The organism is Actinorhabdospora filicis, from assembly GCF_030269765.1.
GTDB classification, from domain to species: domain Bacteria; phylum Actinomycetota; class Actinomycetes; order Mycobacteriales; family Micromonosporaceae; genus Actinorhabdospora; species Actinorhabdospora filicis.
This window is the reverse complement of record NZ_BSTX01000001.1, coordinates 2,221,529-2,243,868: the sequence shown is the minus strand read 5'-3', so window position 1 is coordinate 2,243,868 and position 22,340 is coordinate 2,221,529. Positions and strand designations below refer to the sequence as shown.

General features: G+C 72.3%; 18 protein-coding genes, 1 tRNA gene and 1 pseudogene. 8 read left to right on the top strand and 12 right to left on the bottom strand.

All coding sequences use genetic code 11. From position 1 onward, the window contains the following. Positions 1-6: 6 nt before the first annotated feature. Both QSK10_RS10545 and QSK10_RS10540 read right to left on the bottom strand, forming a co-directional pair. The gene (locus QSK10_RS10545; RefSeq protein ID WP_285662452.1) at positions 7-597 is read right to left on the bottom strand and encodes a dihydrofolate reductase family protein; all 591 of its coding nucleotides are present in this window, start codon (positions 595-597) and stop codon (positions 7-9) included. A gap of 67 nt (positions 598-664) precedes the next feature. After that, the gene (locus QSK10_RS10540) at positions 665-2,290 is read right to left on the bottom strand and encodes a lipase family protein (RefSeq protein WP_285662956.1); all 1,626 of its coding nucleotides are present in this window, start codon (positions 2,288-2,290) and stop codon (positions 665-667) included. Between the two features lie 1,160 nt (positions 2,291-3,450). Here QSK10_RS10540 and QSK10_RS10535 point away from each other — a divergent pair. Further along, positions 3,451-3,993: a hypothetical protein gene (locus tag QSK10_RS10535; RefSeq protein WP_285662451.1), complete on the top strand. Its 543-nt coding sequence runs from the start codon at positions 3,451-3,453 to the stop codon at positions 3,991-3,993. Positions 3,994-4,013: 20 nt separating this feature from the next. Here the strand turns inward: QSK10_RS10535 and QSK10_RS10530 are convergent, their stop codons facing one another. After that, positions 4,014-4,727, bottom strand: a complete 714-nt coding sequence (locus QSK10_RS10530) for a class I SAM-dependent methyltransferase (RefSeq protein WP_285662955.1) — start codon at positions 4,725-4,727, stop codon at positions 4,014-4,016. A 53-nt stretch (positions 4,728-4,780) separates the two neighbouring features. Then, the gene (locus QSK10_RS10525) at positions 4,781-5,527 is read right to left on the bottom strand and encodes an SDR family oxidoreductase (RefSeq protein WP_285662450.1); all 747 of its coding nucleotides are present in this window, start codon (positions 5,525-5,527) and stop codon (positions 4,781-4,783) included. A 146-nt stretch (positions 5,528-5,673) separates the two neighbouring features. Here QSK10_RS10525 and mshA point away from each other — a divergent pair, with 146 nt between their 5' ends. Both mshA and QSK10_RS10515 read left to right on the top strand, forming a co-directional pair. Next, positions 5,674-7,011 (top strand): D-inositol-3-phosphate glycosyltransferase, encoded by a 1,338-nt coding sequence (gene mshA, locus QSK10_RS10520; RefSeq protein WP_285662449.1) that lies wholly within the window; start codon positions 5,674-5,676, stop codon positions 7,009-7,011. Between the two features lie 645 nt (positions 7,012-7,656). Continuing rightward, positions 7,657-8,136 (top strand): type III secretion system chaperone family protein, encoded by a 480-nt coding sequence (locus QSK10_RS10515; protein ID WP_285662448.1) that lies wholly within the window; start codon positions 7,657-7,659, stop codon positions 8,134-8,136. 1,147 nt (positions 8,137-9,283) lie between these two features. Here the strand turns inward: QSK10_RS10515 and QSK10_RS10510 are convergent. Continuing rightward, the gene (locus QSK10_RS10510) at positions 9,284-9,922 is read right to left on the bottom strand and encodes a TetR/AcrR family transcriptional regulator (protein ID WP_285662447.1); all 639 of its coding nucleotides are present in this window, start codon (positions 9,920-9,922) and stop codon (positions 9,284-9,286) included. Between the two features lie 540 nt (positions 9,923-10,462). Further along, a tRNA-Phe gene (locus QSK10_RS10505) sits at positions 10,463-10,539 on the bottom strand. A 404-nt stretch (positions 10,540-10,943) separates the two neighbouring features. Between QSK10_RS10505 and QSK10_RS10500 the strand changes: the two genes are divergently transcribed. Genes QSK10_RS10500 through QSK10_RS10490 form a run of 3 tightly spaced genes read left to right on the top strand, consistent with a single transcriptional unit; the run spans position 10,944 to position 13,202 of the window. Next, positions 10,944-11,780 carry a beta-keto acid cleavage family enzyme gene (locus QSK10_RS10500; protein WP_285662446.1) on the top strand — a complete coding sequence of 279 codons (837 nt, stop codon included), beginning with the start codon at positions 10,944-10,946 and terminating at the stop codon, positions 11,778-11,780. A 57-nt stretch (positions 11,781-11,837) separates the two neighbouring features. After that, positions 11,838-12,794: an asparaginase gene (locus tag QSK10_RS10495; protein ID WP_285662445.1), complete on the top strand. Its 957-nt coding sequence runs from the start codon at positions 11,838-11,840 to the stop codon at positions 12,792-12,794. A gap of 45 nt (positions 12,795-12,839) precedes the next feature. Further along, positions 12,840-13,202 carry a 5-carboxymethyl-2-hydroxymuconate Delta-isomerase gene (locus tag QSK10_RS10490; RefSeq protein WP_285662444.1) on the top strand — a complete coding sequence of 121 codons (363 nt, stop codon included), beginning with the start codon at positions 12,840-12,842 and terminating at the stop codon, positions 13,200-13,202. Positions 13,203-13,684: 482 nt separating this feature from the next. On the opposite strand, the gene QSK10_RS10485 is transcribed toward QSK10_RS10490, so the two are convergent. The 3 genes from QSK10_RS10485 to QSK10_RS10475 form a co-directional block, all read right to left on the bottom strand. Continuing rightward, positions 13,685-14,353 carry a Clp protease N-terminal domain-containing protein gene (locus QSK10_RS10485; RefSeq protein ID WP_285662443.1) on the bottom strand — a complete coding sequence of 223 codons (669 nt, stop codon included), beginning with the start codon at positions 14,351-14,353 and terminating at the stop codon, positions 13,685-13,687. Between the two features lie 32 nt (positions 14,354-14,385). Then, positions 14,386-15,627 (bottom strand): MFS transporter, encoded by a 1,242-nt coding sequence (locus QSK10_RS10480; RefSeq protein ID WP_285662442.1) that lies wholly within the window; start codon positions 15,625-15,627, stop codon positions 14,386-14,388. A 79-nt stretch (positions 15,628-15,706) separates the two neighbouring features. Further along, a complete protein-coding gene (locus QSK10_RS10475) occupies positions 15,707-16,960 on the bottom strand; it encodes an MDR family MFS transporter (RefSeq protein ID WP_285662441.1) in 1,254 nt (417 codons plus the stop codon). 1,287 nt (positions 16,961-18,247) lie between these two features. On the opposite strand from QSK10_RS10475, the gene QSK10_RS10470 reads away from it, so the two are divergent. Both QSK10_RS10470 and QSK10_RS10465 read left to right on the top strand, forming a co-directional pair. Then, the gene (locus tag QSK10_RS10470; protein WP_285662440.1) at positions 18,248-18,763 is read left to right on the top strand and encodes an organic hydroperoxide resistance protein; all 516 of its coding nucleotides are present in this window, start codon (positions 18,248-18,250) and stop codon (positions 18,761-18,763) included. Positions 18,764-18,984: 221 nt separating this feature from the next. Continuing rightward, on the top strand, positions 18,985-19,827 hold the full coding sequence (locus QSK10_RS10465) for a YqeB family protein (protein WP_285662439.1): 843 nt from the start codon (positions 18,985-18,987) through the stop codon (positions 19,825-19,827). Here QSK10_RS10465 and QSK10_RS10460 read toward each other — a convergent pair. From QSK10_RS10460 to QSK10_RS10450, 3 genes and pseudogenes are all read right to left on the bottom strand, one after another. Further along, on the bottom strand, positions 19,824-20,354 hold the full coding sequence (locus tag QSK10_RS10460) for an NUDIX hydrolase (protein ID WP_285662438.1): 531 nt from the start codon (positions 20,352-20,354) through the stop codon (positions 19,824-19,826). The genes QSK10_RS10465 and QSK10_RS10460 overlap by 4 nt on opposite strands. 10 nt (positions 20,355-20,364) lie before the next feature. Next, positions 20,365-20,955 (bottom strand): dTMP kinase, encoded by a 591-nt coding sequence (locus QSK10_RS10455; protein WP_285662437.1) that lies wholly within the window; start codon positions 20,953-20,955, stop codon positions 20,365-20,367. A 33-nt stretch (positions 20,956-20,988) separates the two neighbouring features. Further along, positions 20,989-22,239: pseudogene (locus QSK10_RS10450) on the bottom strand (MinD/ParA family ATP-binding protein); the annotation flags it as partial. Positions 22,240-22,340: the final 101 nt, after the last annotated feature.

Sequence of the window (22,340 nt, the reverse complement as noted above, 5' to 3'; positions counted from 1 at the left end):
TTTCGGCTATCGCCGCACCCGGTAGGTCAGGTGCGTGACGCCGTCCCCGGCCTCGATCGTCGGCGGTCCGAAATGGACGGTGGTGGTGCCGTGGCCGAAGAACGGGATCCCGTCGCCCAGCACCACCGGGACCACGCTCATCTCCACGCCGTCGAGCAGGCCGGCGTCCAGCAGCCGCTGGACGAAGCGGCTCCCGGCGGTGCCGACGTACTTGTCCCCGGCGATCTTCTTGGCCACCGCGACCGCTTCGGCGAGATCCTCGACGAAGGTGACCCGCTCGTCGGTCCAGCCCTCGGGCGCACCTCCCCTGCTCCAGCAGACGATCGGGGCGCCGACCGGGTGCGAGCCGCCCCAGCCGCCGACCATGTCGAAGAGGCCGCGTCCGCAAAGGATCGCGCCCACCTCCTCGATCTGCCGCCGGAACCACGCGGCGTTCTTCTCGGTCAGCTTCAGCGTGAAGCCGCCGCCGGGCACCGCCAGCTCGACGACGCCCTCGCCCTCGGCCTGGTGCCAGGCGAAGACTTCGCTCACGTCGTGCCCGGGACCGGCGATGTAGCCGTCCAGCGACACCGACATCGAGGCGATCAGCTCACCCATCGTGCTCTCCTCTGTCTCGTTTCTCCCTTTGCCCACTGGTCGGAGCCGCCCCGCGGTTTTCGACACGTCAGGGGCAGTTCTCCTGAACCGATCCCGAGCCGAACCACTCCAGCACCGACGGGCCCGCCTCGGACGAGCCGTCGTGGCCCACGCCGTCCAGCCACAGCGCGGCCACCGGCGTGCCCATCGCGCAGTAGCGGTCCACAAGGGACCTGGTGAAGCGCGGCGGGACGAGCTCGTCCTCGGTGCCCTGCGCCAGCAGCACCGGGACGCCCGGCGGCATGTCGGGCGCGCGGTTGTCCTCCAGCGCCGCCCGCCAGTCCGGATCGCTCATCGGGTCCACCGCGAAGAACGCGCCGAAGCGGCTCATCGCCACCGCGCGCGGGATCGCCGCGACGATGTCGGTGTCGCACACGGCGGTGGAGACCTCCCGGTAGCGGCCCAGGCCCTCCGGCGTCAGGATCGCCTCCGGCCGCGCCGCCGGATACACCTCCGGGTACACCCGCGCGATCATGGACCCGACCCACCAGTCGCCCAGCCCGCCGCCCGCGTCGACCATCGCGCCCAGATCCGAGGCCGGAGCCGAGGCGGCCACACCCTGCAACCGCAGGTCCGGGGCGTACTCACCGGCGATCGCAGCGGCCTCCAGCGCGACCAGCCCGCCCTGCGACGCGCCGAAGACCATCAGCCTGTCGCCGGCGCCCGTCGCGGTCAGATGCCGCGCCGCCCGCGCGGAGTTCAGCGCGTCCCGCGCCTGATCGGCGGCCACCATGTACCGCTCGGTGTCACCCGTGCCCGCCGCCCCCGCGTAGTCGGTCGCCGTCACCACCCACCCGCGCTTGAGCGCGTCGTCCAGCCACGGCATCCGGTACGCCGGATCGGGATTCCGGGAGGGCGCGCACTGCGCGGCCAGCCCCACCGTCCCGTGCGTCCACGCCAGGATCCCCCGCTCGACACCCTGCCGCTCGGTCGGCGCCCACACCGTCCCCGAGGCCACCGTCATGTGCCCGTACCGATCTTGTGACCAGTACAAGATCCGCCACGAGCCCTTCCGCTCCATCGGCGCCACCCGGATCAGATCCCCCGGCGCGCCCGCCGGAACCTCGACCGGCACCTCGTAGAACGCCGCCAGCCGGTCCTGCGCCTCCCGGATCCGGTCGGCGCGCAGCACCAGCCCCCCGTAGGCCGCCAACAGCAGCACCGCGCCCACACCAGCGACCCACCGCGTCCAGACACCCCGCGGCCGCCACAACCCCCGCAACGCGCTCAGCAACCCCGCCACGACCAGGAACCCACCCGTGTACGCGCCCAGGTCCAGGAACATCCGGTACGGCGACGTCGCCGTCACCAGTCCCGCGAACAACCACCAGCCCGCCACCACATCGGCGTCCCGCGTGAACAGCCCACCCACCCCCGCGGCCAGCCAGCCCGCCGCCGTCCACCCCCACGCCAGGCCAACGGGCATCGCCGGGCTGAACAGCCCCACCACCCCCAGCACCGCGAGCAGCACCGCCGCGACACGCCCGACCCGCGCCCCCTGCGCCCGCGTCCACTGATGCCGCGCCACCACGAGCATCGCCACCACCGTGGCGACCCGAACGGTGGTGAGGGAGACCCCGAAGAGCAGGACGACGAGCCCGGCGGCGAGGAGAACCCCGCCCTGAACCAGCCAGGCGGCACGCGGTGGGAGCATCACCCGCGGATCGTAGGCAGGGCGGAGGGGATGGGGGAGGGTGACACGCGCGGGCCGGGTGAGGGGACGTGGGGGCGGGCCTGGGTGGCCGCTGGTGCCGGGCACCAGGGGCCGACACGAGCGGGCCGGAGTCAGGCCACCCCGCTCGGCCGCGTCACCACACCTTGTACCGGTACCCGGCGCGCGCCTCCCCGTGGATCAGGCGATCCTCACGCGAGCGGAACGATCGGCTTGCCGCCCGGGTGAGCCGGTGGGTGACGCCGGGCCGTCTTGTGGCTGGTTGGGCCGCTCGTGCTTGCTTCGTGGGGGTGCGGCCTCGACGTGGGGTGGTTCCCGCCCAGGTGAGCCGGTGGGCGACGCCGAGCCGTCCCGGGTGGGCTGCTCGCGCTTGTTTCGTGAGGGCGCGGCCTCGACGTGGTGGTGGGGAGCCGCAGCCTTACGCGTGATGCGGGTTCCCGTCCCGGTGCCGACGGGCGGCGCCGAGCCGTCTCGTGGCCGGGTGGGCCGTCCGCGCTTGCTTCGCGAGGGCGCGGCTTCGGCGTGGCGGTGGTGGGGAGCCGCAGTCCTACGCGCGATGCGGGTTCCCGCCCAGGTGAGCCAGCGGGCGACGCCTCAGCCGGTTCACCGCGAGCCCGGCCGACGAGCGCCCGAGCGGGGGCGTGTGGCCGTGTGCCCGTCTCGCGTGGCCCCAGCCGGGTCGTGCCGCGTGCTCGCGCGGCCACGGCCGCATCCGGGTCGTGCCGCGTGCCCGTCCCCGCGAGGCTTGGCCGGCTCGTGCCGCGCACACCTCGCCAACCGGCCTTCGGGCCGTGGCACCGGCCCACCCGATGCCATCGGTGGATGGTCCATGCTCGGTCGCCGAGTCGCCGAGTCGCCGAGTCGCCGAGTCGCCGAGTCGCCGAGTCGCCGAGTCACGGGGTCCCCGGCCGTCCCCCATCGGCTCGGCCTCAGCCCGTCGTCGGCCGCGTGAAGAATCGCCCGCCGGTGGTCGTCCGCCGGGCCACCGTGCGCACCCCGTCCGCGCTCTCCTCCCACCCCACCCGCCACTTGCCCGTGTGACACGCCCGAGCCCGTGGCCGTGCCGCCGTCCCCCCCGTCGCCGCTCCCCTCATCACGCCACCCGCCCCCACGATGTCGCCCATCCTCGGTATCGTCCGGCCGTGTCACTTCTCGACCGCGTCGCCGCCTCCGAGGCCGCCCGCGACTACCTCCTCTGGCACGGCGACTTCGACCCCGAGGCCACCGAGCACGTCGAACCGATCCGGCTCCCCTCCGGCACCGCCATGACCCCGATCGCGGGCGACGGCAGCGGCGGCACCTACTTCCTCATCGGCGAGGCCGGGACCGGCGGCGACGACCGCCCGGTGCTCTACGCCGACTCCGAGGGCGGCGCGGTCTACCTGGCCGACACCCTCTCCGACTGCCTCGAACTCATCATCGGCCTGCCCTACTGGCACGACTGCCTGCGCATCGGCCCCATCGACCTCGACGAGGCCGAGACCGAATACCTCGAAGCCGTCTACGAACCCCACGAGGACGGCGCCCGCGACCTGCGCGACGGGCGCGCCGCCGCGCTCGCCGGGCTCGGCCTGCGCGAGGTCCCCGGACAGGAGCTGCTCGCCCGCTTCCACGCCGCCGCCATCGGCGACGGCGAACTGCCGGTGGGCCCCGAAGGCAACAGCTACGAACCACTCGCGCACTGAGCCGGGCCCAGCGGCCGGGCTTACCGGCCGGGCGCCACCGCGTCCCACGGCACCGTGATCACGCCGTCCCGCCAGCGCGCCGGCGGCTCCAGCACCGGCAGGCCGCTGGCCGCGACCGCCCGGCGCCACCGGTCGCGCGGCCCGAACACCGCGAAGCCCGCCGCGTCGCGCCACGCGTCGTCCAAAGCGGACAGAACACTGTGGACGCGCTCGCCGGGCGTGTTGCGGTGGATCAGCGCCTTCGGCAGCCGCTCGGCGAAGGACGCCGGACGCTCCAGAGTGGACAGGTCGGCGGCCAGGGTCAGCGTGCGGGGCCCGGCGCGGTCCACGACCGCCCAGGCGCCCAGTCGCCCCAGCTCATCGCAGGTCCCGTCGACCAGGACGCCGCCCGGCGCCAGCGAACCCGTGACGAGGTCCCACGCCCCGGCCACCGCGTCCTCCGGGTACTGCCGCAGGACGTTGGCCGCGCGCACGATCAGCGGACGCAGCCCGGCCAGCTCGAAACCACCGCGCCGGAACAGCAGGCCCGGCGGGCGCGCGACGGCCTCGCCGAGCGCCACCCGGTCCGGCTCGATCTCCAGGCCCACGACCCGGATGTCGGCACGCGCACGGGAAAGCCGCCGGTGCAGCTCCACAGTGGTCACCGGCGCGGCGCCGTAGCCGAGGTCCACGACCAGCGGGACCTCCGCCGTCCGCAGCACGCGGCCGAACCGGCGCGCGAGCCAGATGTCCATGCGCCGCAGGCGATTGGCGTTCGTCGTCCCGCGCGTGACCTCGCCGACGGGCCTCACGTCACCCGGTGCACCTTGTGCTGCGCGGCCTGCGCCAGCGGGCGCATCACGATCCGGTCGATGTTCACGTGCTGCGGGCGCGACAACGTCCAGCGGATCGTCTCGGCGACGTCCTCGGCGGTCAGCGGCTCGGCGACACCCTCGTAGACCTTCGCGGCCGCGGCCTCGTTGCCGCCGAAGCGGACCAGCGCGAACTCGTCGGTCTTCACCATGCCCGGATCGATCTCGATGACCCGCACCGGACGCCCGCACAACTCAAGCCGCAGCGTCTCGGCGATCGCGGTCTCGGCGTGCTTCGCCGCCGCGTACCCGCCGCCGCCCTCGTAGACGATCAGGCCCGCCGTCGACGACACGAACACCACCGTCCCCGCGCCGGACGCCTCCAGCTTCGGCAGCAGCGCCTTCGTCACCCGCACCGCGCCGAGCGCGTTCACCTCGAACATCGCCTTCCACGCGCACAGGTCGGCGTTCTCGACGTACTCCGAACCGAACGCGCCGCCGGCGTTGTTGACCACCACGCGCACGTCCTCAGCGGCGACCGTTTCGGCGAGTCGCGCGACATCGTCGTCCGAGGTCACATCGCACTCCACCGGCGTACCGTCGAGCTCGGCCGCCAGCGACGTCAGCCGGTCCACCCGGCGTGCCGCCAGGACGACGTGGAAGCCGTCGGCGGCCAAGGCGCGCGCGGTGGCCGCGCCGATCCCACTGGACGCACCGGTCACGATCGCAACAGGCCTGTTCACGGGTATCCCTCCGTTCGGTGTCGCCGCCCACTCTGCCACGGGGGTCACGTGTGGCGGACGTCACGGCGAGGCCCATGAACCGGCTCATTGCATGAATATTGGACCGGCCCGCGAACCGGGCCGCACGGACGAGAGCAGGAGTTTCGATGGAGCACGGTAGTGGCCGCGGCGTGTCGCACCTGTGCCGCAACAGGGTCGCGCCCCGGCGCGTCGCCATGCTGTCGATGCACACCTCGCCCCTCGACCAGCCGGGCACCGGCGACGCCGGGGGGATGAACGTCTACGTCCTCCAGGTCGCCAGCCGGCTCGCCGAGGCCGGGGTCGACGTGGAGATCTTCACGCGCGCCACCTCCAGCGAACTGCCCGACTGCGTGATGGCCGCGCCCGGCGTCACCGTCCGGCACATTCCCGCCGGTCCCTACGAGGGGCTCCTGAAGCAGGACCTGCCCGGCCAGCTCTGCGCCTTCACCGCCGGCGTCCTGCGTGCCGAGGCGGCCCGCCCGCCCGGCTACTACGACCTCCTCCACACCCACTACTGGCTGTCCGGGCACGTCGGCTGGCTGGCGAAGGACCGCTGGGGCGTCCCTCTCGTCCACACCGCCCACACCCTCGCGAAGGTCAAGAACGAACTCCTCGCCGAGGGCGACACGCCCGAACCGCTGTCCCGTGTCGTCGGCGAGGAGCAGGTCGTCGAGGAGGCCGACCGCCTCGTGGTGAACACGCCCTCCGAGGCCGAGGACCTCATCGTCAAGTACGCCGCCGATCCCAGCAAGATCTCCGTCGTCCCGCCCGGCGTCGATCTCACCCGCTTCACCCCCGGCGACGGCACCGCGACACGCCGGGCGCTCGGACTGCCCGCCGACGCGCGCGTCATCGCCTTCGTGGGACGCATCCAGCCGCTCAAGGCCCCCGACCTGCTGCTGCACGCCGCCGCCGTCCTCGCCCGCCAGGACCCGCACCTGGCCGAACGCACCCACATCGTCTACGTGGGCGGACTGTCCGGCACCGGGCTCGACCGGCCCGGCGAGCTGCACGACCTCGCCATCCGCCTCGGGCTGGCGCGCCGCGTGCACTTCCTGCCCCCGCGCTCCGGGCAGGCCCTCGTGGACGTCTATCGCGCCGCCGACCTGGTCTGCGTGCCGAGCTTCAACGAGACCTTCGGGCTCGTCGCCCTCGAAGCCCAGGCCTGCGGCACCCCCGTCGTCGCCGCCGCCGTGGGCGGCCTCCCCGTCGCCGTGCACGACGGCGTGTCCGGGATCCTCGTCAAAAGCCACTCCGCCCAGGACTGGGGCCACGTCCTTGGCCGCCTCCTCGGCGAAGACGGGCTCCGCGGCCTCCTCGCCGACGGCGCCCGCCCCCACGCGGAGAAGTACTCGTGGTCCCGCACCGCCGCCGGACTCCTCGCCACCTACCGCGAGACCCTGTACGACCGCGCGGACGAGATGCTGCGCGCCAGCCGCGCCCGTCAGGCCCGGAGGGTCTGAGCGGGGTGGGACAGGTACAGGTTCGTAGCCGGACCTGATGCGTACCGGGCCTGATTTGTGCCTGGCCTGAGTTTGGGATCGACCCAAAGTCGGCCCGGGGCTGGTCTTGGGTCGGGGCCGAACTTGGGTTCGGGCTGACTTTGGGACCGGGCTGACTTTGGGACCGGGCTGAGTTTGGGTTCGGGATGGGTTCGCGGCCGGACGCGGCCGTGGGTGATGAGCCGCTTCGGGTCGGCTGGAGAGCGTGGGTGCGTTTCCGGCGCCGGTGAAGGCCCGGCGGCCGGATGCGACGCGTTCCGGGGTGAAGCGGAGGGACCGGTCTCTCGGCCCGAGCCATGTTCTTCGGCCCGGGGCCTCAGAGCCCGGCTTGAGTGCCCCGACCCGCCCCGACCGACCCGCCCCGGCCCGGCCCGACCCCACCCGGCCCGACCCCACCCGGCCCGACCTGACCCGACCGACCTGACCCGACCGACCTGACCCCACCCGGCCCGACCTGACCCCACCCGGGCTGGCCGGGCCCAGGCCCTGTTCTTCAACCCGGGGCTTCGGGGCCGGGCTTAGGGCCGGGTTTGAGTTCTCCGGCCCCAGGCGGCCGGGATCGGCCCGAGCCGGGCACCGTCCGCCTGTCTGTGCTGTGATGTCGGGGTGACCGATCCGCTCGCCCGCATCCTCGACGACCTCGGCGTCGACTGGGAACCCGGAGGCCCGGGCGTCCACGTCGTCACCCTCCCCGGCACCCACAAGCTGGTGACCAACTGCCGACTCGTGATCGAAGACCACGCCCTCCGCGTGGAGGCCTTCGTCATCCGCCATCCCGACGAGAACCGCGAGGAGTTCCACCTGGAACTCCTGCGCCGCAACGCCCGCATGTACGCCGTCGCGTTCACAGTGGACACCCACGGCGACGTGTGGCTCATCGGCCGCCTCCCGCTCACCGCGATCACGCCAGAGGAGATCGACCGCGTCCTCGGCTCGGTGCTCACCTACGCCGACGAGTCCTTCGATCCGTTGCTGGAGATCGGTTTCGCCGAGTCGATCCGCCGCGAATGGCGCTGGCGCCTGTCACGCGGAGAATCGACGCGCAACCTGGCCGCCTTCGAGCACCTCCGGCCGGAAGACGCGTGAGGGGCGGCCCTCGACGGCGTGAGCGTTCCGGGTGGGTCCGGCCCGGAGTGCTCGAAGAACACCCGTGACTTCGACCCCGGGAGTGGCCCGGCGGTATTCGGAAGAGGACAGGCGAGTCGAGAGCCGTCGGGCGAGAACAGGCGGGAGAAGACGGGCGAGCCGGGAACCGTCGGGGAGAACCTGCGGAAGCGGGCGGGCGCGAAGCGCACGAGGGGCCCCGGCCGACATGGCCTCGGCGGCCGTGAAGAGGGATCGGTCTTGGCGACCGCGACTTGACCGCGGCCTCGGCTGCCGCGTTCTCGGCGACCACGATCTCCGCGAACCCGGCCCGGGTAGAGGAGCCCATCGGCGGCGACCTCGCGTCGTGCACCGGCCGCCCGTACCGGCCGGTCACTCCGTCGCGTGCTTTGACCGCGGCCGCCGGGTCGTGACCGTGCCAATGGCGGCGACCTCGCGTCGCGTACCGGCCGCCCGTGCCGGTCGGTCCGTCGCGTGCTTTGACCGCGGCCGCCGGGTCGTGACCGTGCCAAGTCACTCGGGCTCGTTCGGTCACCTCGACATCAGATGTGGGAGCCGGTCATGAGCCGGGAACCACACAGCTCACCCGTGCTGGTGAGTGACCTCGCCGTTGGGTTCGAGCGCGCTGGCTCGCACAGCCGGTCTCCTCGGGTGGCGTAACGCGCGCAGGGCTGTTCGACGGCCGATCGGCTTGGTGGTCCCTCGCCATGACGAGTCGGCGCTGACACTGGTTGGCAGGGGGCGATGGCCCGCCGCATGATCCGCAGGTGTGAGGGGTGTGAGGGGTGTGAGGGGTGTGAGGGGTGTGAGGGGTGTGAGGGGTGTGAGGGGTGTGAGGGGTGTGAGGGGTGTGAGGGGTGTGAGGGGTGTGAGGGGTGTGAGGGGTGTGAGGGGTGTGGGTGCGCCGCGACCCCTCACTTCCGCCTCTGCCTAATGCGGCCATCTCCAGCGCCGCTTTGACCCTGCCGCCGCCCTGGCCTCACCCCTGGCCCGCTCATCCCTGGCCCCGGCCAGATGATGCAGTCGTGGCTCTGCTCGGCCTGCGGCCCGCAGCCCGCAGCCCGCTCCAGCCTCCGCCTCCGGGCTGCTCCGCTTCGGTCCCGTGGGCGGGGGTTCGTCCATCGTGGACTCACCGTTTGAGGGCGTAGTCCCCCAGGCCTCGTTCCAGGATGGCGAAGGCGGTGGCCGAGGCGAGGGTGACCTCGTGGACGATGGCGTCGGGGTGGTCGCCGGCGATGTTGCGGCGCTTTATGTCGTCGAAGAGCACGCGGAGGGTCCCGGCCAGCTGGGCGGCGGCGATCCGGGGGGTGGGGTCGTCGGGGGCGGCCTTCGTCTCCTCGGTCAGGGTTTCGGCGAGGGCGGTCTCGCGGTCCTCGTAGAACTCCCGGAGGCGGGCGGTGAGGGGTGCGCTCGCGGCGATCATCGTGCCGAAGCGCTGACCGGTGAAGCCGATGGAGGGGTCCTGGTCGATCAGGCGCTCCAGGAAATCGCGGCGGAGGGCCTCGGCGGCCGACTCGCCCACGCGGCGGTCGCGGACGGCGCGGGCCAGGGACCTGGTGAACTCGTCCTGCATGTCGAAGACGAGGTCTTCCTTGCGCGGGAAGTAGTTGGTCACCGTCATCTTGGCGACCTGCGCCTCCTTGGCGATCTCGGCGATGGTCACCGCGTCGAAGCCGCGCTCGATGAACATGCGGGTGGCCGTGTCGGAGATCTTCTGGCGCGTCTCGCGCTTGCGGAGCTCCCGGAGGCCGGGCTGGGTCTCGGTCATGGGCCCATCATTACATAGGTCGGTCATAAGTTTGTAGTCGACATACCGAGTGGGTTCGGTCTATGGATGGGTTCGTGCCACGTTTCGGGGACGGGCTGCCGGACTGGGGTGCGGGGATGGCCGGGGTGGTGCGGCACGGGGTGGCGGAGGGGTGCGGGACGTCGGGTCGGCCAAGGTGGCCAGGCTGTCGTGAGGGCGGTCGCGGCGCCGTTCGGGTGGGTGGGCTGCTGGTGAGCTGGCCTGGTCCTGTGCCGGTGGTGGGAGCCGGGCGGCAGGGAGTGGGCTGATCCATGTGCGGGCTGGCCCATGAGCGAGCTGATTCATGAGCCGTCTGGGCGGGCCCGGATGGTGAGGTCGGGCCGCGGGCACGGATCCGGCGGGCGGCGGACAGTGAGTACCGGGCGGTGATCCGCTGTGGGTGACGGCCGCTGAGGATCGGGTGATGATGCTCCGGTGACTCTGATGGCGGGCCGATGGCTCCCGCGACAACCTGACGACAAAAAGCCCCGGACCGCGAGGCCCGGGGCTCTTTCGTTCTCTTGGTGGCCAGGGCCGGGGTCGAACCGGCGACCTTCCGCTTTTCAGGCGGACGCTCGTACCAACTGAGCTACCTGGCCAAGGAACTTCGCTACTCTACCGCACCCCTCCGGAGCCCTCACAGGGGATTAGGGGTCACCGGAGCGGTCCCCGTTCGGAGCTCGCTCGACGCTCGTTCGAGCTCGCTCGGCCCGCCTGCCCGGCCCGCTCGACTGGCTCGCCTGGCTTACGCGACGTGTGGCGGGCTCGCCGGGTCGGCGTGGGTTCGTTCGTCGAGGTGGGTTCGCGACGCGCCCGGGGTGCGTGGGCCCGTCCACAAGAAGACCCACTCCCCGACCGTGTCACCCGTCACGCTGGGTGCCGGACTTCTTCCCGAGATCCACCCGTTCCGGCGGAAATCCTCTTGTTCACCCTGTGTCCGGTCCTCAAACTCCACACCCACCGCCCTTTACGTCTCGCTCTTCGGCCTGGCAGGATCAAGCTCATGCCAGCAAAGACGCTGATCACCGTCGCGCCGACGGGCGCCGAGTCCGAGAAGTCGCAGGTTCCCGCCCTGCCGGTCACCATCGACGAACTCGTCACGACCGCCAAAGAGTGCGAGCAGGCGGGGGCGAGCGTCATCCATGTGCACATCCGGGACGGCGAGGCCAAGCCGTCGCTCGATCTCGGGCGGCTCAAGGACACCGTCGGCGCGTTGCGGGACGCCACGAGCCTGATCGTGCAGCTGTCCAGCGGGGGCGCGGTCACCGACCCGGAGGAGCACCGGCTGCGGGTGCTGGAAGCCGAGCCGGACATGGCGTCCTGCACGATGGGCACGGTCAACTTCGGCCCGGACGTGTTCATGAACCGCTGGGACTTCATCGTCGAGCTGCACCAGCGGATGCAGTCCGCGCGTGTCGTGCCCGAGTACGAGATCTTCGACATCGGCCACATCGCGTCCCTCGGGCGGCTGCTGGACAAGCACGGGCTGCCGTTCGGCGGGCACGTCCACATCGACTTCGTGCTCGGCGTGCCGGGCGGGGCGCCGGGGACGGCCGAGACCGTCATCGCCGCCAAGCAGCAGATGCGCGAGCACCTCCCGGCGGGGACGACGTTCTCCGCGACGGGCATCGGGCGGACGACGCTCCCGGTCATGTTCGCCGCGCTCGGCGCCGAGGGGCACCTGCGCGTCGGCATGGAGGACACGCTCACCTACGCGAAGGGCCAGCCCGTCAAGGGCAACGCGCAGCTCGTCGCGCGCGCCGCGGGACTCGCGCGGATCGCGCAGCGGCCGCCGATGACGCCGGACGAGGCGCGGGAGCTGCTGGGCATCCGCCCGTGAACTAGATCAACCGGGAAAGCCTTGTCCGTGATCGACTCGGAAAGATACGTTTCAGCCGTGGTTTACAAGGGTGGCGAGGTACTCGCCGAGGTCGTTCGTTCCGGGTTCGTCGAGGGACTCCACCGGGGTTCCCTCGTGCTGGTCGACGGGCGAGGCGACATCGCTTACGCGGCAGGGGATCCGGACGGCCCGGTGTTCCCGCGCTCGGCGAACAAGCCGCTCCAGGCCGTCGGGATGCTGCGCGCCGGGCTGCCGCTGCCCGCGCCGGCCGACCTGGCGATCGCCGCGGCCAGCCACTGGGGCGAGCCGTTCCACGTCGCGCGTGTCCGCCGGATCCTGCTGAACGCCGGGCTCACCGAGACCGACCTGGCCTGCCCGCGCGAGCTGCCGGTCGACGCCGCCTCGCGCAACGCCGTCCTCGCCGTGGGCGGGGGCGCCACGCGGCTGCTGATGAACTGCTCCGGCAAGCACGCCACGATGCTGGCGACCTGCGTCGCCGCGGGCTGGAGCACCGGCGACTACCTCGACTTCGGGCATCCCCTGCAGAAGGAGATCGCCCGTACCGTCACCGACTTGATCGACGAGCCGATCGCCGCCAGCGGCGTGGACGGCTGCGGCGCGCCCCTCTTCGCGTTCAGCCTGACCGCCCTCGCGCGCTCGTTCCTCGGCCTCGTCGAGGCCGCGCCCGGCACGCACGAGCGGGCCGTCGCCGACGCGATGCGCGCCAACCCCGAGCAGGTCGCCGGGACGCGCGGGCACGACACGCGCTTCATGCGCGCCGTCCCCGGGATGCTCTCGAAGGTCGGCGCCGAGGGCGTGTGGGCGATGGCGATCCCCGGTGTGGGCGCGCTCGCGCTGAAGATCGACGACGGCGCGCGGCGGGCGGCGCTGCCGGTCACCGTCGCCGGACTCGCCCGGCTCGGCGTCGTCAACGAGGCGCTGGAGAAGGCGGGCGAGTCGATCCTGTACGGGCGCGGCGTGCCGGTCGGCGCGATCCGCGCGACCCTGCCGTAGCGAGCCGGACCGGCCCCGCCGGTTCGTGAACACGAGGAGAGCACCATGCCGCAGATCGTCGTGTCCTACTCCGCCGACCTCGAAGCGCACCTCGACCGCGCCGGATTCGCGCGCAAGCTGCACGAGTCGGCCTCGCCGATGATCAACGCCAAGCTGCAGGACTTCAAGACGCGGTTCCTGCCGATCGGCGAGTACGTGATCGGCACGGGCGAGGAGTCCGACCGCCTGCTGCACGTGGACTTCGGGCTCCTCGACGGACGCACCGAGGAGATCCGCGAACGCGTCGGTGAGCTCGTGCTGGAGCTGCTGCGCGAGAGCCTCGCGGAGGACGCGCCGCCGCCGGTGCACATCACGGTGGAGGTGCGGGAGATGCACCGCGGGAGCTTCCGGAAGCACATCACGGGGTAGCGGGCCGGGGGCGGCTTGCGCCACTGCTGCCAGCCCGGCTGGTTCTCGTGCCGTGGCTAGGAAGGGTAGTGCCGCTAGGGCGGTGCCGGTGTCCTGATCGGAGCCGGAGTCGAAGGCACCGGGATGACGGAGACGCCGCGGAGGTCGTTGAAGCTGCCTGGGCGGTGGGGGCCGGTGTCCGGTGGCTCGCATGGTGACTGTGGCGGTGAGGGCCGTCGGCTTGCGTGGGTGCCGTGAGTCCGTGGGGCACGGATGGCCTGCCGTCGGGTCGGGGTGACGAAGTGGCGAATCGCGCGGAGCCGCCCGCCATGGTGGCGGCTCCGCGCGAGCTCGTTCGCCGGTCGGGACGGGCCAGATCAAGCCGGGCCGGATCAGCCGGGTCGGCCGGGCCGGGTCATGTCAAGCCGCGTCGTGTCCAGTCGAGACAGGTTGAGTCGAGACGGGCCGGGCAGTACAGGACCGGGCAGAGCCCGAACCCCGGCTCACTGCCCCCAGACCGTCGCGAGTTCGTCGAGGATCCACTTCTCCGCCGCCGCCAGGTCGATCGGGTAGGCGTTCGGGTCCTCGCGGAGCATCGCCAGGAGCATGTGCTCGGTGCCGACGTAGTTGTGCCCTTGGCGGAGGGCTTCGCGGAGCGACAGCTCGAAGACCTTCACCGCGCTCTTGCCGAAGGGCATGTGCTCGGGCGGGGTCTCGGGGTTCTCCGGGAGGCGTTCGCGGAGTTCGGCGGTGAGGGCCGCGACGTCGAGCTTCTGGGCGGCGATGGCGTGGCCGGCCAGGCTCTGGGGGTCGGCGAGGAGGGCGATCATCACGTGGGTGTCGGTGACTTCGGCGGCCCCACCTTGCCGGGCGTCGGCGGAGGCGGCGGTGATGGTGCTCTTCGCGCGGGCGGTGTAGCGGGTGAAGCTGCCGGGCTCCTTGGGGGTGTGCTTCTTCTGTACCGCCTGCTTGCTGACGCCCATGTTGGCGCCGATGTCGCTCCAGGACGCCCCGGCGCGGCGGGCCTGGTCGACGAAGTGGCCGATGAGGTGATCGGCCACTTCGCCGACGTGTGCGGCGAGCTCGGACGCCGCGGACAGCTGCTCCAGGGGCGTGCCGGACTGGGTCTTCACGTACTCGATGAGGTCATCGAGCCTCACAGGTGCGTTCATGCGTCAACCATAAGTTGACGCGGACGCATTCGTCAACCCCGCGTTGACGTCAGCTCGCGTTCTTTCGCGGCCGTGGCCAGACGCCGGGTGCGGGAGGGCTCGGCCAGCAGGTTGCCGACCGCCGCGGCGACGCCGATCGCGGCGGCCACCGCCCACCACATGCCGCCCAGGTACTTCAGCCCGAGGCCGCCGAGGACGGGCGCGGCCAGCATCGCCGCCTGCCAGGCCAGGGAGAACATCGCCTGGTAGCGGCCGCGCATGTCGGCCGGGGAGAGGTCGGCGACGGTCGCGGAGTTGGCGGGCGTCTGGAGCATCTCGCCGATCGTCCACACGAGCACGGTCAGCATGAAGACGGGGACGCCGGTGGCCAGTCCGGTCACGCCGACGCCGGCCGCCCAGAAGAGCGAGGCCAGGGCCAGCACGCGGGTGCGGCGCTTGCCGTCCACGAGGCGGGGGATGAACAGCTGGCCGAAGACGATGATCACGCCGTTGGTGGCGATGATCCAGCTGTACTCCTGGGGGGTGAGCCCGCGCGCGGTCACCTGGAGCGGCAGCAGCGCGCCCAGCGAGGACATCAGGAACGACGGGAGGAAGGTCAGCAGCACGAACACCAGGAAGACCCGGTCCCGCAGGATCACCGCGAAGGAGCCGCCCTGCTTGAGCGTCCGGGTGCTGTCGGGGACCGGGACGGCCGTCGGGCGCGTCTCGGGGATCCGCAGCAGGACCAGCAGCCCGGTGGAGGCCACGGCTCCGGCGTTGATCACGAAGATCAGCCACGGGGTGAGGCTCATGGCGAAACCGGCCAGGATCGCCGCGCCCGCGAAGCCCAGGTTGATCGCCCAGTAGTTCAGGTTGTAGGCGCGGACGCGCTCGGCGGCGGGGATGAGGTCGGCGATCATCGCCGAGAAGGCCGGGCGCGCCATGTTCTGCGAGGCGCCCAGGACGACCAGCAGCAGCCCGATGCCGACGACGTCGCGCACCACCGCCAGCGACAGCAGCACCGCCACCGTCATCGCGTTGGCCAGCAGCAGCGTCTTACGGCGTCCCCACCGGTCGGCGAGGACGCCGGCGACCTGCGTCCCGACGACCGCGCCCAGGCCCAGCCCGCCGAGCATGACGCCGATGACCGAGGCGTCGAAGTGCCGGACGGTCGACAGGTACAGCGTCAGGAACGTCCCGACGAAGCCGCCGAGACTGTTGACCAGGGTGACGGTCCACAGGTGCCAGAAGGTGCGCGGGAGCCCTCCGGCGGTCTCGGTGAGCCAGCGGCGCATGGGTCGACCTCCCGGGCGAGTAAGGGACGGCGGGGGACAGCGACCATTACACGCACGGGTTGATCACGATGTCGCGTCGTTAGCGGGTGAGTTCGCTTACACGCGCCACGCCGGTGACCGCCAGGCGGTCCCGGACGGCCTTCTCCCTGGCCGGGCCGGTGACGAGGTGCCCGATACCGGCCGCGACGCCGAGCAGCCCGACGATCGGCCAGTGCCAGTCGCCGAGGTACTGGAGCGAGAAGCCGCCCACCGAGGGCGCGACGAGCGCGGCGGCGGCGAAGGTCACGTTGAACACGCCCTGGTAGCGGCCGCGCATCGGGCCCGGCGACAGCTCGGCGATGATCGTCGCGTTCGGCGGGGCGGCCAGCATCGACCCGATCGTCCACACCACCACGCAGCCCACGTACGGGCCGAACCCGTCGGCGAGCGCGAGACCCCCGTAGCCCACGCCGATCAGGACGAACGCCACCGCCAGCACCGGCGCCTTGCGCCAGCGGTCGATCAGGCGCGGCACGGCCAGCTGCCCGAGGACGACGAGGACGGTCCCGACGGCCAGCGCCGTCCCGAACTGCTTCTCGGAGAGCCCGTCGGCGGTCATCGCCAGCGGGACGATGCTGCTGGACTGCGCGAACAGCAGCGCCAGGACGAACGTCAGGCCCACGAAGACCATGTACGGGCGGTCCTTCAGGACCACGCCCAGCGAGCCGCGGTCGACCGGGCGCCCGGGCGTCGAACGCGCCAGCGACTCGCGCACGCCGAGCAGGACGAGCAGCCCGGCGGCGGCCGCGCCCACCGCGTCCAGCACGAACAGGAGGGTGAAGGAGTAGGAGGCGAGGAAGCCGCCCAGCAGCACCGCCGCGCCCATGCCGAGATTCTGCGCCCAGTACATGACGTTGAACGCGCGCGAGCGCTCCGACTCGACGACGACGTCGGCGATCGCCGCGATGGCGGCCGGGCCGGCCATGACGCTCACGAAACCGAGGACGGTGACCAGCGCGGCGATCGCGAACACGTTCGCCACGAACGCCAGGACCAGCAACGCGGCGGTGGTGGCGAACATCGAGAGGACGATCGTCTTTTTGCGGCCGATCCGGTCGGCGAGGACACCACCGGTGAGCATCCCCCCGATCGCGCCCGCGCCATGGGCGCCGACGACGAGACCGGCGGTGCCGGGGTCGAGGTCGCGGGCGTTGGTGAGGTAGAGGGTCATCATGACCATCACGAAGCCGCCGAGCTTGTTGACCAGGAGGGCGGTCCAGATGAGCCAGAAGGAGAGGGGGAGGGGGGTGCGGTCTCGGGCTGTGTCGTTACGGGCTGTGTCGTTTCGAGACACGGAGGGACTCCGGGTGAGGGCGGCCGGAAAGGGGGACGCGGGAGAGGTTAGACGGGAAAACGGCCAATGGGCAGGGACCTTTCTGGTTGGGGCCGGTCATGTTCGTCACTGCAACCGGGACGGGTCTCGCGAGGCGGGACGGGGTGGGTGAGGAGGGGGTGGCGAGGGGTGGGCCGGTGGGGCGGGCGCGGAAGGGGAAGCGGAATCGGGTTCCGGCGGTGGCGGTGGCGGCGGGTGAGGCTGTGGCTCTGGAGGGCCGGGGCGGCTTGTGGAAGCGGAATCCGGTTCCGGGTTCGCAGGCGGTTCTCGGCGATGGGTGTGGCTCTGGTGGGGCCGGGCTGACTAGTCAGGGCCGATGAGCGGTGTGCCGGAACCGGAATCCGGTTCCGGCACGGGGTGGGGCACGCGCGGCCAGGCGAGACTCGGACGGGGCAGGGCAGGGCAGGGCCAGACCGGGCCGGGCGGGGTGGGCGGGTTGGGGCTGGGACGGCTTGTGGAAGCGGAATCCGGTTCCGGCGTGGCCGAGGCTGACTAGTCGGGACTGGCGGGTGGGGCGTGGAACCGGAATCCGGTTCCGCATCGGGACGCGACGGGTGCGAGCACGCATGGCTAGTCGAGGTTGAGAGGGCCGGGGTGGGCCGGGGCCGGGCCCGGCTGGCTGGGCCGGGCCAAGTGGGTGGGCCGGGCCAGGCGGGGTGGAGTAGGCCAAACGTGGCTTGTCGAGGATGAGAAGCCGGGCCAGGCCAGCCGGGCCGGGCCGGGCCGGGGCGGGTGGGTTGGAGTGGGGCCACGCATGGCTTGTCGAGGATGAGAGGACCAGGCCGAGCCAGACCAGATCAAGCCAGACCAGATCAAGCCGGACCAGGCCGAGCCGGACCGGGCCGGGTGGGGTGTGGAGGGGCGGCCGGGTGAACGGGTTGGGCTGTGGAAGCGGAAGGGGAGTCCGGTTCCGGTAGGGGGTGGCAGGTGGCTGGGGGGCTGGCTTGGTGGGCGGAAGCGGAGTCCGGTTCCGGTCACGGGATGCAGGGCGTGCGGGCCGGTGAAAGGCCGGAGTTGCAATGGTTGGCCGGGGGCTTAGTGGGCGGCGTGAGAGGCCTCGTGGAAGCGAAAGCCGGAGCGAAAGCGGAAGCGGGAGCGGAAGCGGATTCCGGATCCGGAATCCGCTTCGGGTCGGGTTCGGGTTCGGGTTCGCGAGGGTGCGCGGTGGCGAGTGAAGGGCGATTCCCTCGCGGGAATTGAGGGTGCGCGCCGGGGCTCATAGCGTCGGGTGTCTCAGAGAGGAGTCCCATGTCCCACCCCGCAGCTTCCAGCTCTGTCCCCGCGCCCGTCCACGTTCCCGCCCCTGTCCCCGCGCCTGGTCCGGATCGCATCGCCTACACCGCCGAGGCTCACGTCACCGGTGGGCGGGATGGGCGGGCGGCCACGTCCGATGGCGTACTCGACCTGCGTCTCGCGCTTCCCAAGTCGCTCGGGGGATCGGGTGATGGGGCGAATCCCGAGCAGTTGCTGGCGATCGGATGGGCGGCGTGTTTCGAGTCGGTGCTGGTGATGCTTGCGCGCAAGGGGGGCCTTGACGCGTCGGGTGTCGCCATCGATGCTCGGGTGCACCTCGTGAAGCAGGACGATGGCGGGTTCGCGCTCGCCGCCGAGCTCGACGTGACGCTGCCCGTGCTGGACGCCGGGGCGGCCGCCGGGCTGGTGCGCGAGGCGCACCGGTTCTGTCCTTACTCGAAGGCCACGCGGGGCAACGTCCCAGTGTTGTTCATGGCGAACGGGGCCGCAGTCTCCGCAGGGGACGTCTGAGGCGTCCCCGGAGCGGCCCGGTAGGCCCGGCGAAAGCGAGTGACGGGCGAACCCGGCAGGAGTGGCCGGTGTGCCCGGGGTGAGCCCGCCAAAAGCGCGTGACGGGCGTGGGCCGGGTCACATTAGACTGACGCGGCTCGTGCCCGGCCCCGCGCTTCCACCCCACCCCGAGGTGCCCGATGACCACGCCCGCCGTGCCTTCCACACCCTCCACACCTCCCGTGCCACCCACCCCATCCCCGCCCGGCCCGAAGCCTCTCGAACCCGCCTCCCCCACCGTCCTCACCGCCGCGCCCGGCGGGCCGCCGTGGACGTGGCTGGACCGGCGGACCGGTACGGCGCTCGAAGTCACCGGCGCTGAGATCGTCCTCGTTCGTCCGGGCGGGTTGCGGGAGTCGTTGCGCAGGGCGCACGGGTGGGTGCTCGACACGCGGGGGAGCGGCCCGTTCTGCGTGTTGCGGCAGTACGGCAACAGCAGTGTCGCGGGGCGGACGCTGCCGTTGTACGGCTTCGATCCGGCCGTTGTGCGGGACGCCGCCGTCGCGCACGGATGGGGCTGGCACGGCGTCCCGGTCGCGCCGATGCGGATCCGCAAGAAGGATCTCGACGGCCGTTCGGTTCCGCTGGTCACCGAGGAGGAGGCGGCGCGGCTGTCGAACTGGTGGCGCCCGAGCCGGTTGCCGCTGGCGGTCCTGTCGTTCGGCGTGGCCATCGGGGGGTTGCTCGCCGCTCTCGTGCTTGTGCGCGGGGTCCTGTGGGACTCCTACGACCTGCCCAAGGGCGGCTGGAGCGGCGGGCTCGGGGTGGCCTCCTTCGGCTTCACCGTCGCCTTCTACCGGGCCACGAAGGTGCGCCCGCGGTCCGTCGAGGTCTCCGCCGACCGTCTCACGTGGACGTACGCCACCCGCTCGCGCTTCCTCGCCCGCGAGGCCGTCGCCTCGGTGACCGTGGGCCGCGAGGCGGTCTTCAGGGACGCCGACGGCCGGCGTCTGCACGCGCTCAAGACCCGCGCCGGCCGGGAGCGGCTGGAGCGGGCGTTGCGCGAACTCGGCTGGCCGCTCTAGGGCAGCCGTCCCAGCAGGCTGCCCTGCCCACCGGCGAGGACGTGCCCGTCGCGCACGGGGATCCAGAAGCACTCGAAGGCGATGCCGTCCTCGCCGCCGCGCCAGCGTTCGGGGACCGAGCCCTCGGGCTCGACGTGGAACACGTGGCAGCGCTGGACCTCGTCCCGGTAGGGCCGCATGTCGTACTCGAACACGCCCAGGGACGCCACGACGCGCCCCTCCACGCCGGTCTCCTCGCGGACCTCGCGCAGCGCCGCCTCGGCGGGCGGCTCGCCGTCCTCGATGCCGCCCGCCGGGACCTGGAGGCCCGCGAGGGGGTGATCGGGGTGGGTGAAGACGAGGAGCCGGCCGTCGCGGACGACGTAGGCGAGGGCCTTCTCGCGGACGCGGAGGCCGGGCGGTCTGGTGCGGGCCAGGGTGGCGTGGAGGAGGCCGGTGATCCCGGCGGCCAGTCGCGCCGGGTCGGCGCCGGTGGCTTCGAGGTGGTCGATCTCGGCGGCGATCTCTTGCAGGCGTGGGGGATGCATCCGGCCGAGGCTAGTCGGCCAGCGCCGCCCGCACGGCCTCGCGCAGGCGCGCCTGGACGTCGTCGAAACCGCCGTTGGCGTCGATGTGGGTGAAGCCGCCGTACTCGGGCAGGGAGCGGTAGGCGTCGCGGAAGCCCTCCAGGAACTCCAGGCTCTCGTCGTCGACGCCGCGTAGCTTGATGCGGCGGCGCGCCTCCTCGGGCTCGATGTCCAGGTACAGCACCAGGCCGGGGGTGGGCAGCTCGCGGTTGAGGCGGCGCAGCACGTCCTCGTTGCCCGCGCCCAGGACGCGCGCGGCGGCGTACTGGCAGTAGGTGTAGCGGTCGACGACGGTCACCGGCGCGGGATCGGACAGCGCGTCGTGCAGCTGCGCGAGGCGCGCGCCCGCCGCCAGCAGGCGCATCGTGTCGGCGTCCAGCAGCTCGGTGTGGTCGCGCAGGCCGTCCTCGACGGCGATGCGGTCCAGCGCGCGCCGGACCGGCAGCAGCGTCTGGTTGGGGACGTAGCGGACCGGCCAGTCCCAGGCGCGCAGCCACCCGGCGAGGTCGTGGGCCTGCGAGGTCTTTCCCGCGCCGTCGATGCCTATGACGGCTATGAGCATCAGGGTCCTTTGAGGGGTCGGTCCTTGGGGAGGTCAGAGTCCTTCGGAGACGGCGGCGGCGATCTTCAGCCACGCGTCGCGGGTGGCCTGTGACAGGAGGCCGTAGCGGATGGGCTCACCGGAGTCCAGCAGTCGCTCATAGGGCGCCAGCAGCACCTGCCGGGTGCGCGCGGCGAAGTGCCGCTGGACGGCCGGCAGGTCCAGGTCCTTGCGGTGCGCGGGCATCGACACCACCGTCACCGCGCGGCGGACGAGGTCCTGGCGGCCGGTCTGTTCCAGGTGGTCCAGGGCGCGCGCGGCGGTCTCGGCGGAGTCGTTGCGGGCGGACATGGTGACCACGAGCTGGTCGGTGGCGTCCATCGCCGACTGCCAGTTGTGGGCGCGCACGTTGTTGCCGGTGTCGACCACGATGAGCTTGTAGAAGCGGGAGACGATCTCGCGGATCTCCCCGAAGGCCGCCGAGGTGAGCATCTCGCCCGCGGTGGCCGACTCGTCGGAGGCCAGCACGTCGAACATCGCCTCGCCCTGCGCGCGGACGTACTGCGACAGGTCGCCGACGCGTCCGGTGGGGCCGCGGAACTGCTCCATGTCGCGCAGCAGGTCGCGGACGGTGCGGACGTGGAAGTCCTGCTGGGCGCGCATGCCCAGCGTCCCCTGGGTCTCATTGTTGTCCCAGGCCAGGACGTAGCCGCCGCGCCGCTGCCCGAAGGTCATCGCCAGCATCAGCACCGCGACGGTCTTGCCCGCGCCGCCCTTGGGATTGATGACGGTGACCTGGCGCAGCCCGCCGAAGTTGCGGCGCACCATCTCGGTGGCGCGCGTGACGTCCTGCTCCTTGCGGCCCGGGGCCATCTTGATCGCGCCGAAGCTGCCCTTGCGCAGGACGGCGCGCAGGCCCATCGTCGCCACCGGCTGCGGCGGCTTGACCGCGCGGCGCCGGGCGAAGTCGTCGGCGGTGACGGCGGGACGGTCCAGCGAGCCCGGCGTGTCGGGGTAGGGGACCAGCTCCTGCGAGGGCGGGTAATGCGCCTGCGGCGGCTGCTCGGGGTAGTACTGCTGGGCCTGCGGCTCCGGGTAGTACTGCGGCGGCTGCGCCTGCGGTTCGGCGTAGGGCTGGCCGAAGCCCTGCGGGTGGTAGACCTGCGGCTGCGGCATCTGCGGGTGCTGCTGCGTGGCGACCGCCGGGATCGGGTCGGTGGCCTCGTCCAGCGACGGGTGCGCCACCGGCGGGTACGCGGCGTGCTGCGGGGGAGCCGGTTGCGCGGGCGGCGGACCGAACGGCGACCACTGGACGGTGGTGCCCTCGTCGATGTCGACCTGTCCCTGGGCGGCGTGCTGCTGGGCCCCGTGCTCGGTGTGCGGCGTGTCCACCGGGCGCTCCTCGC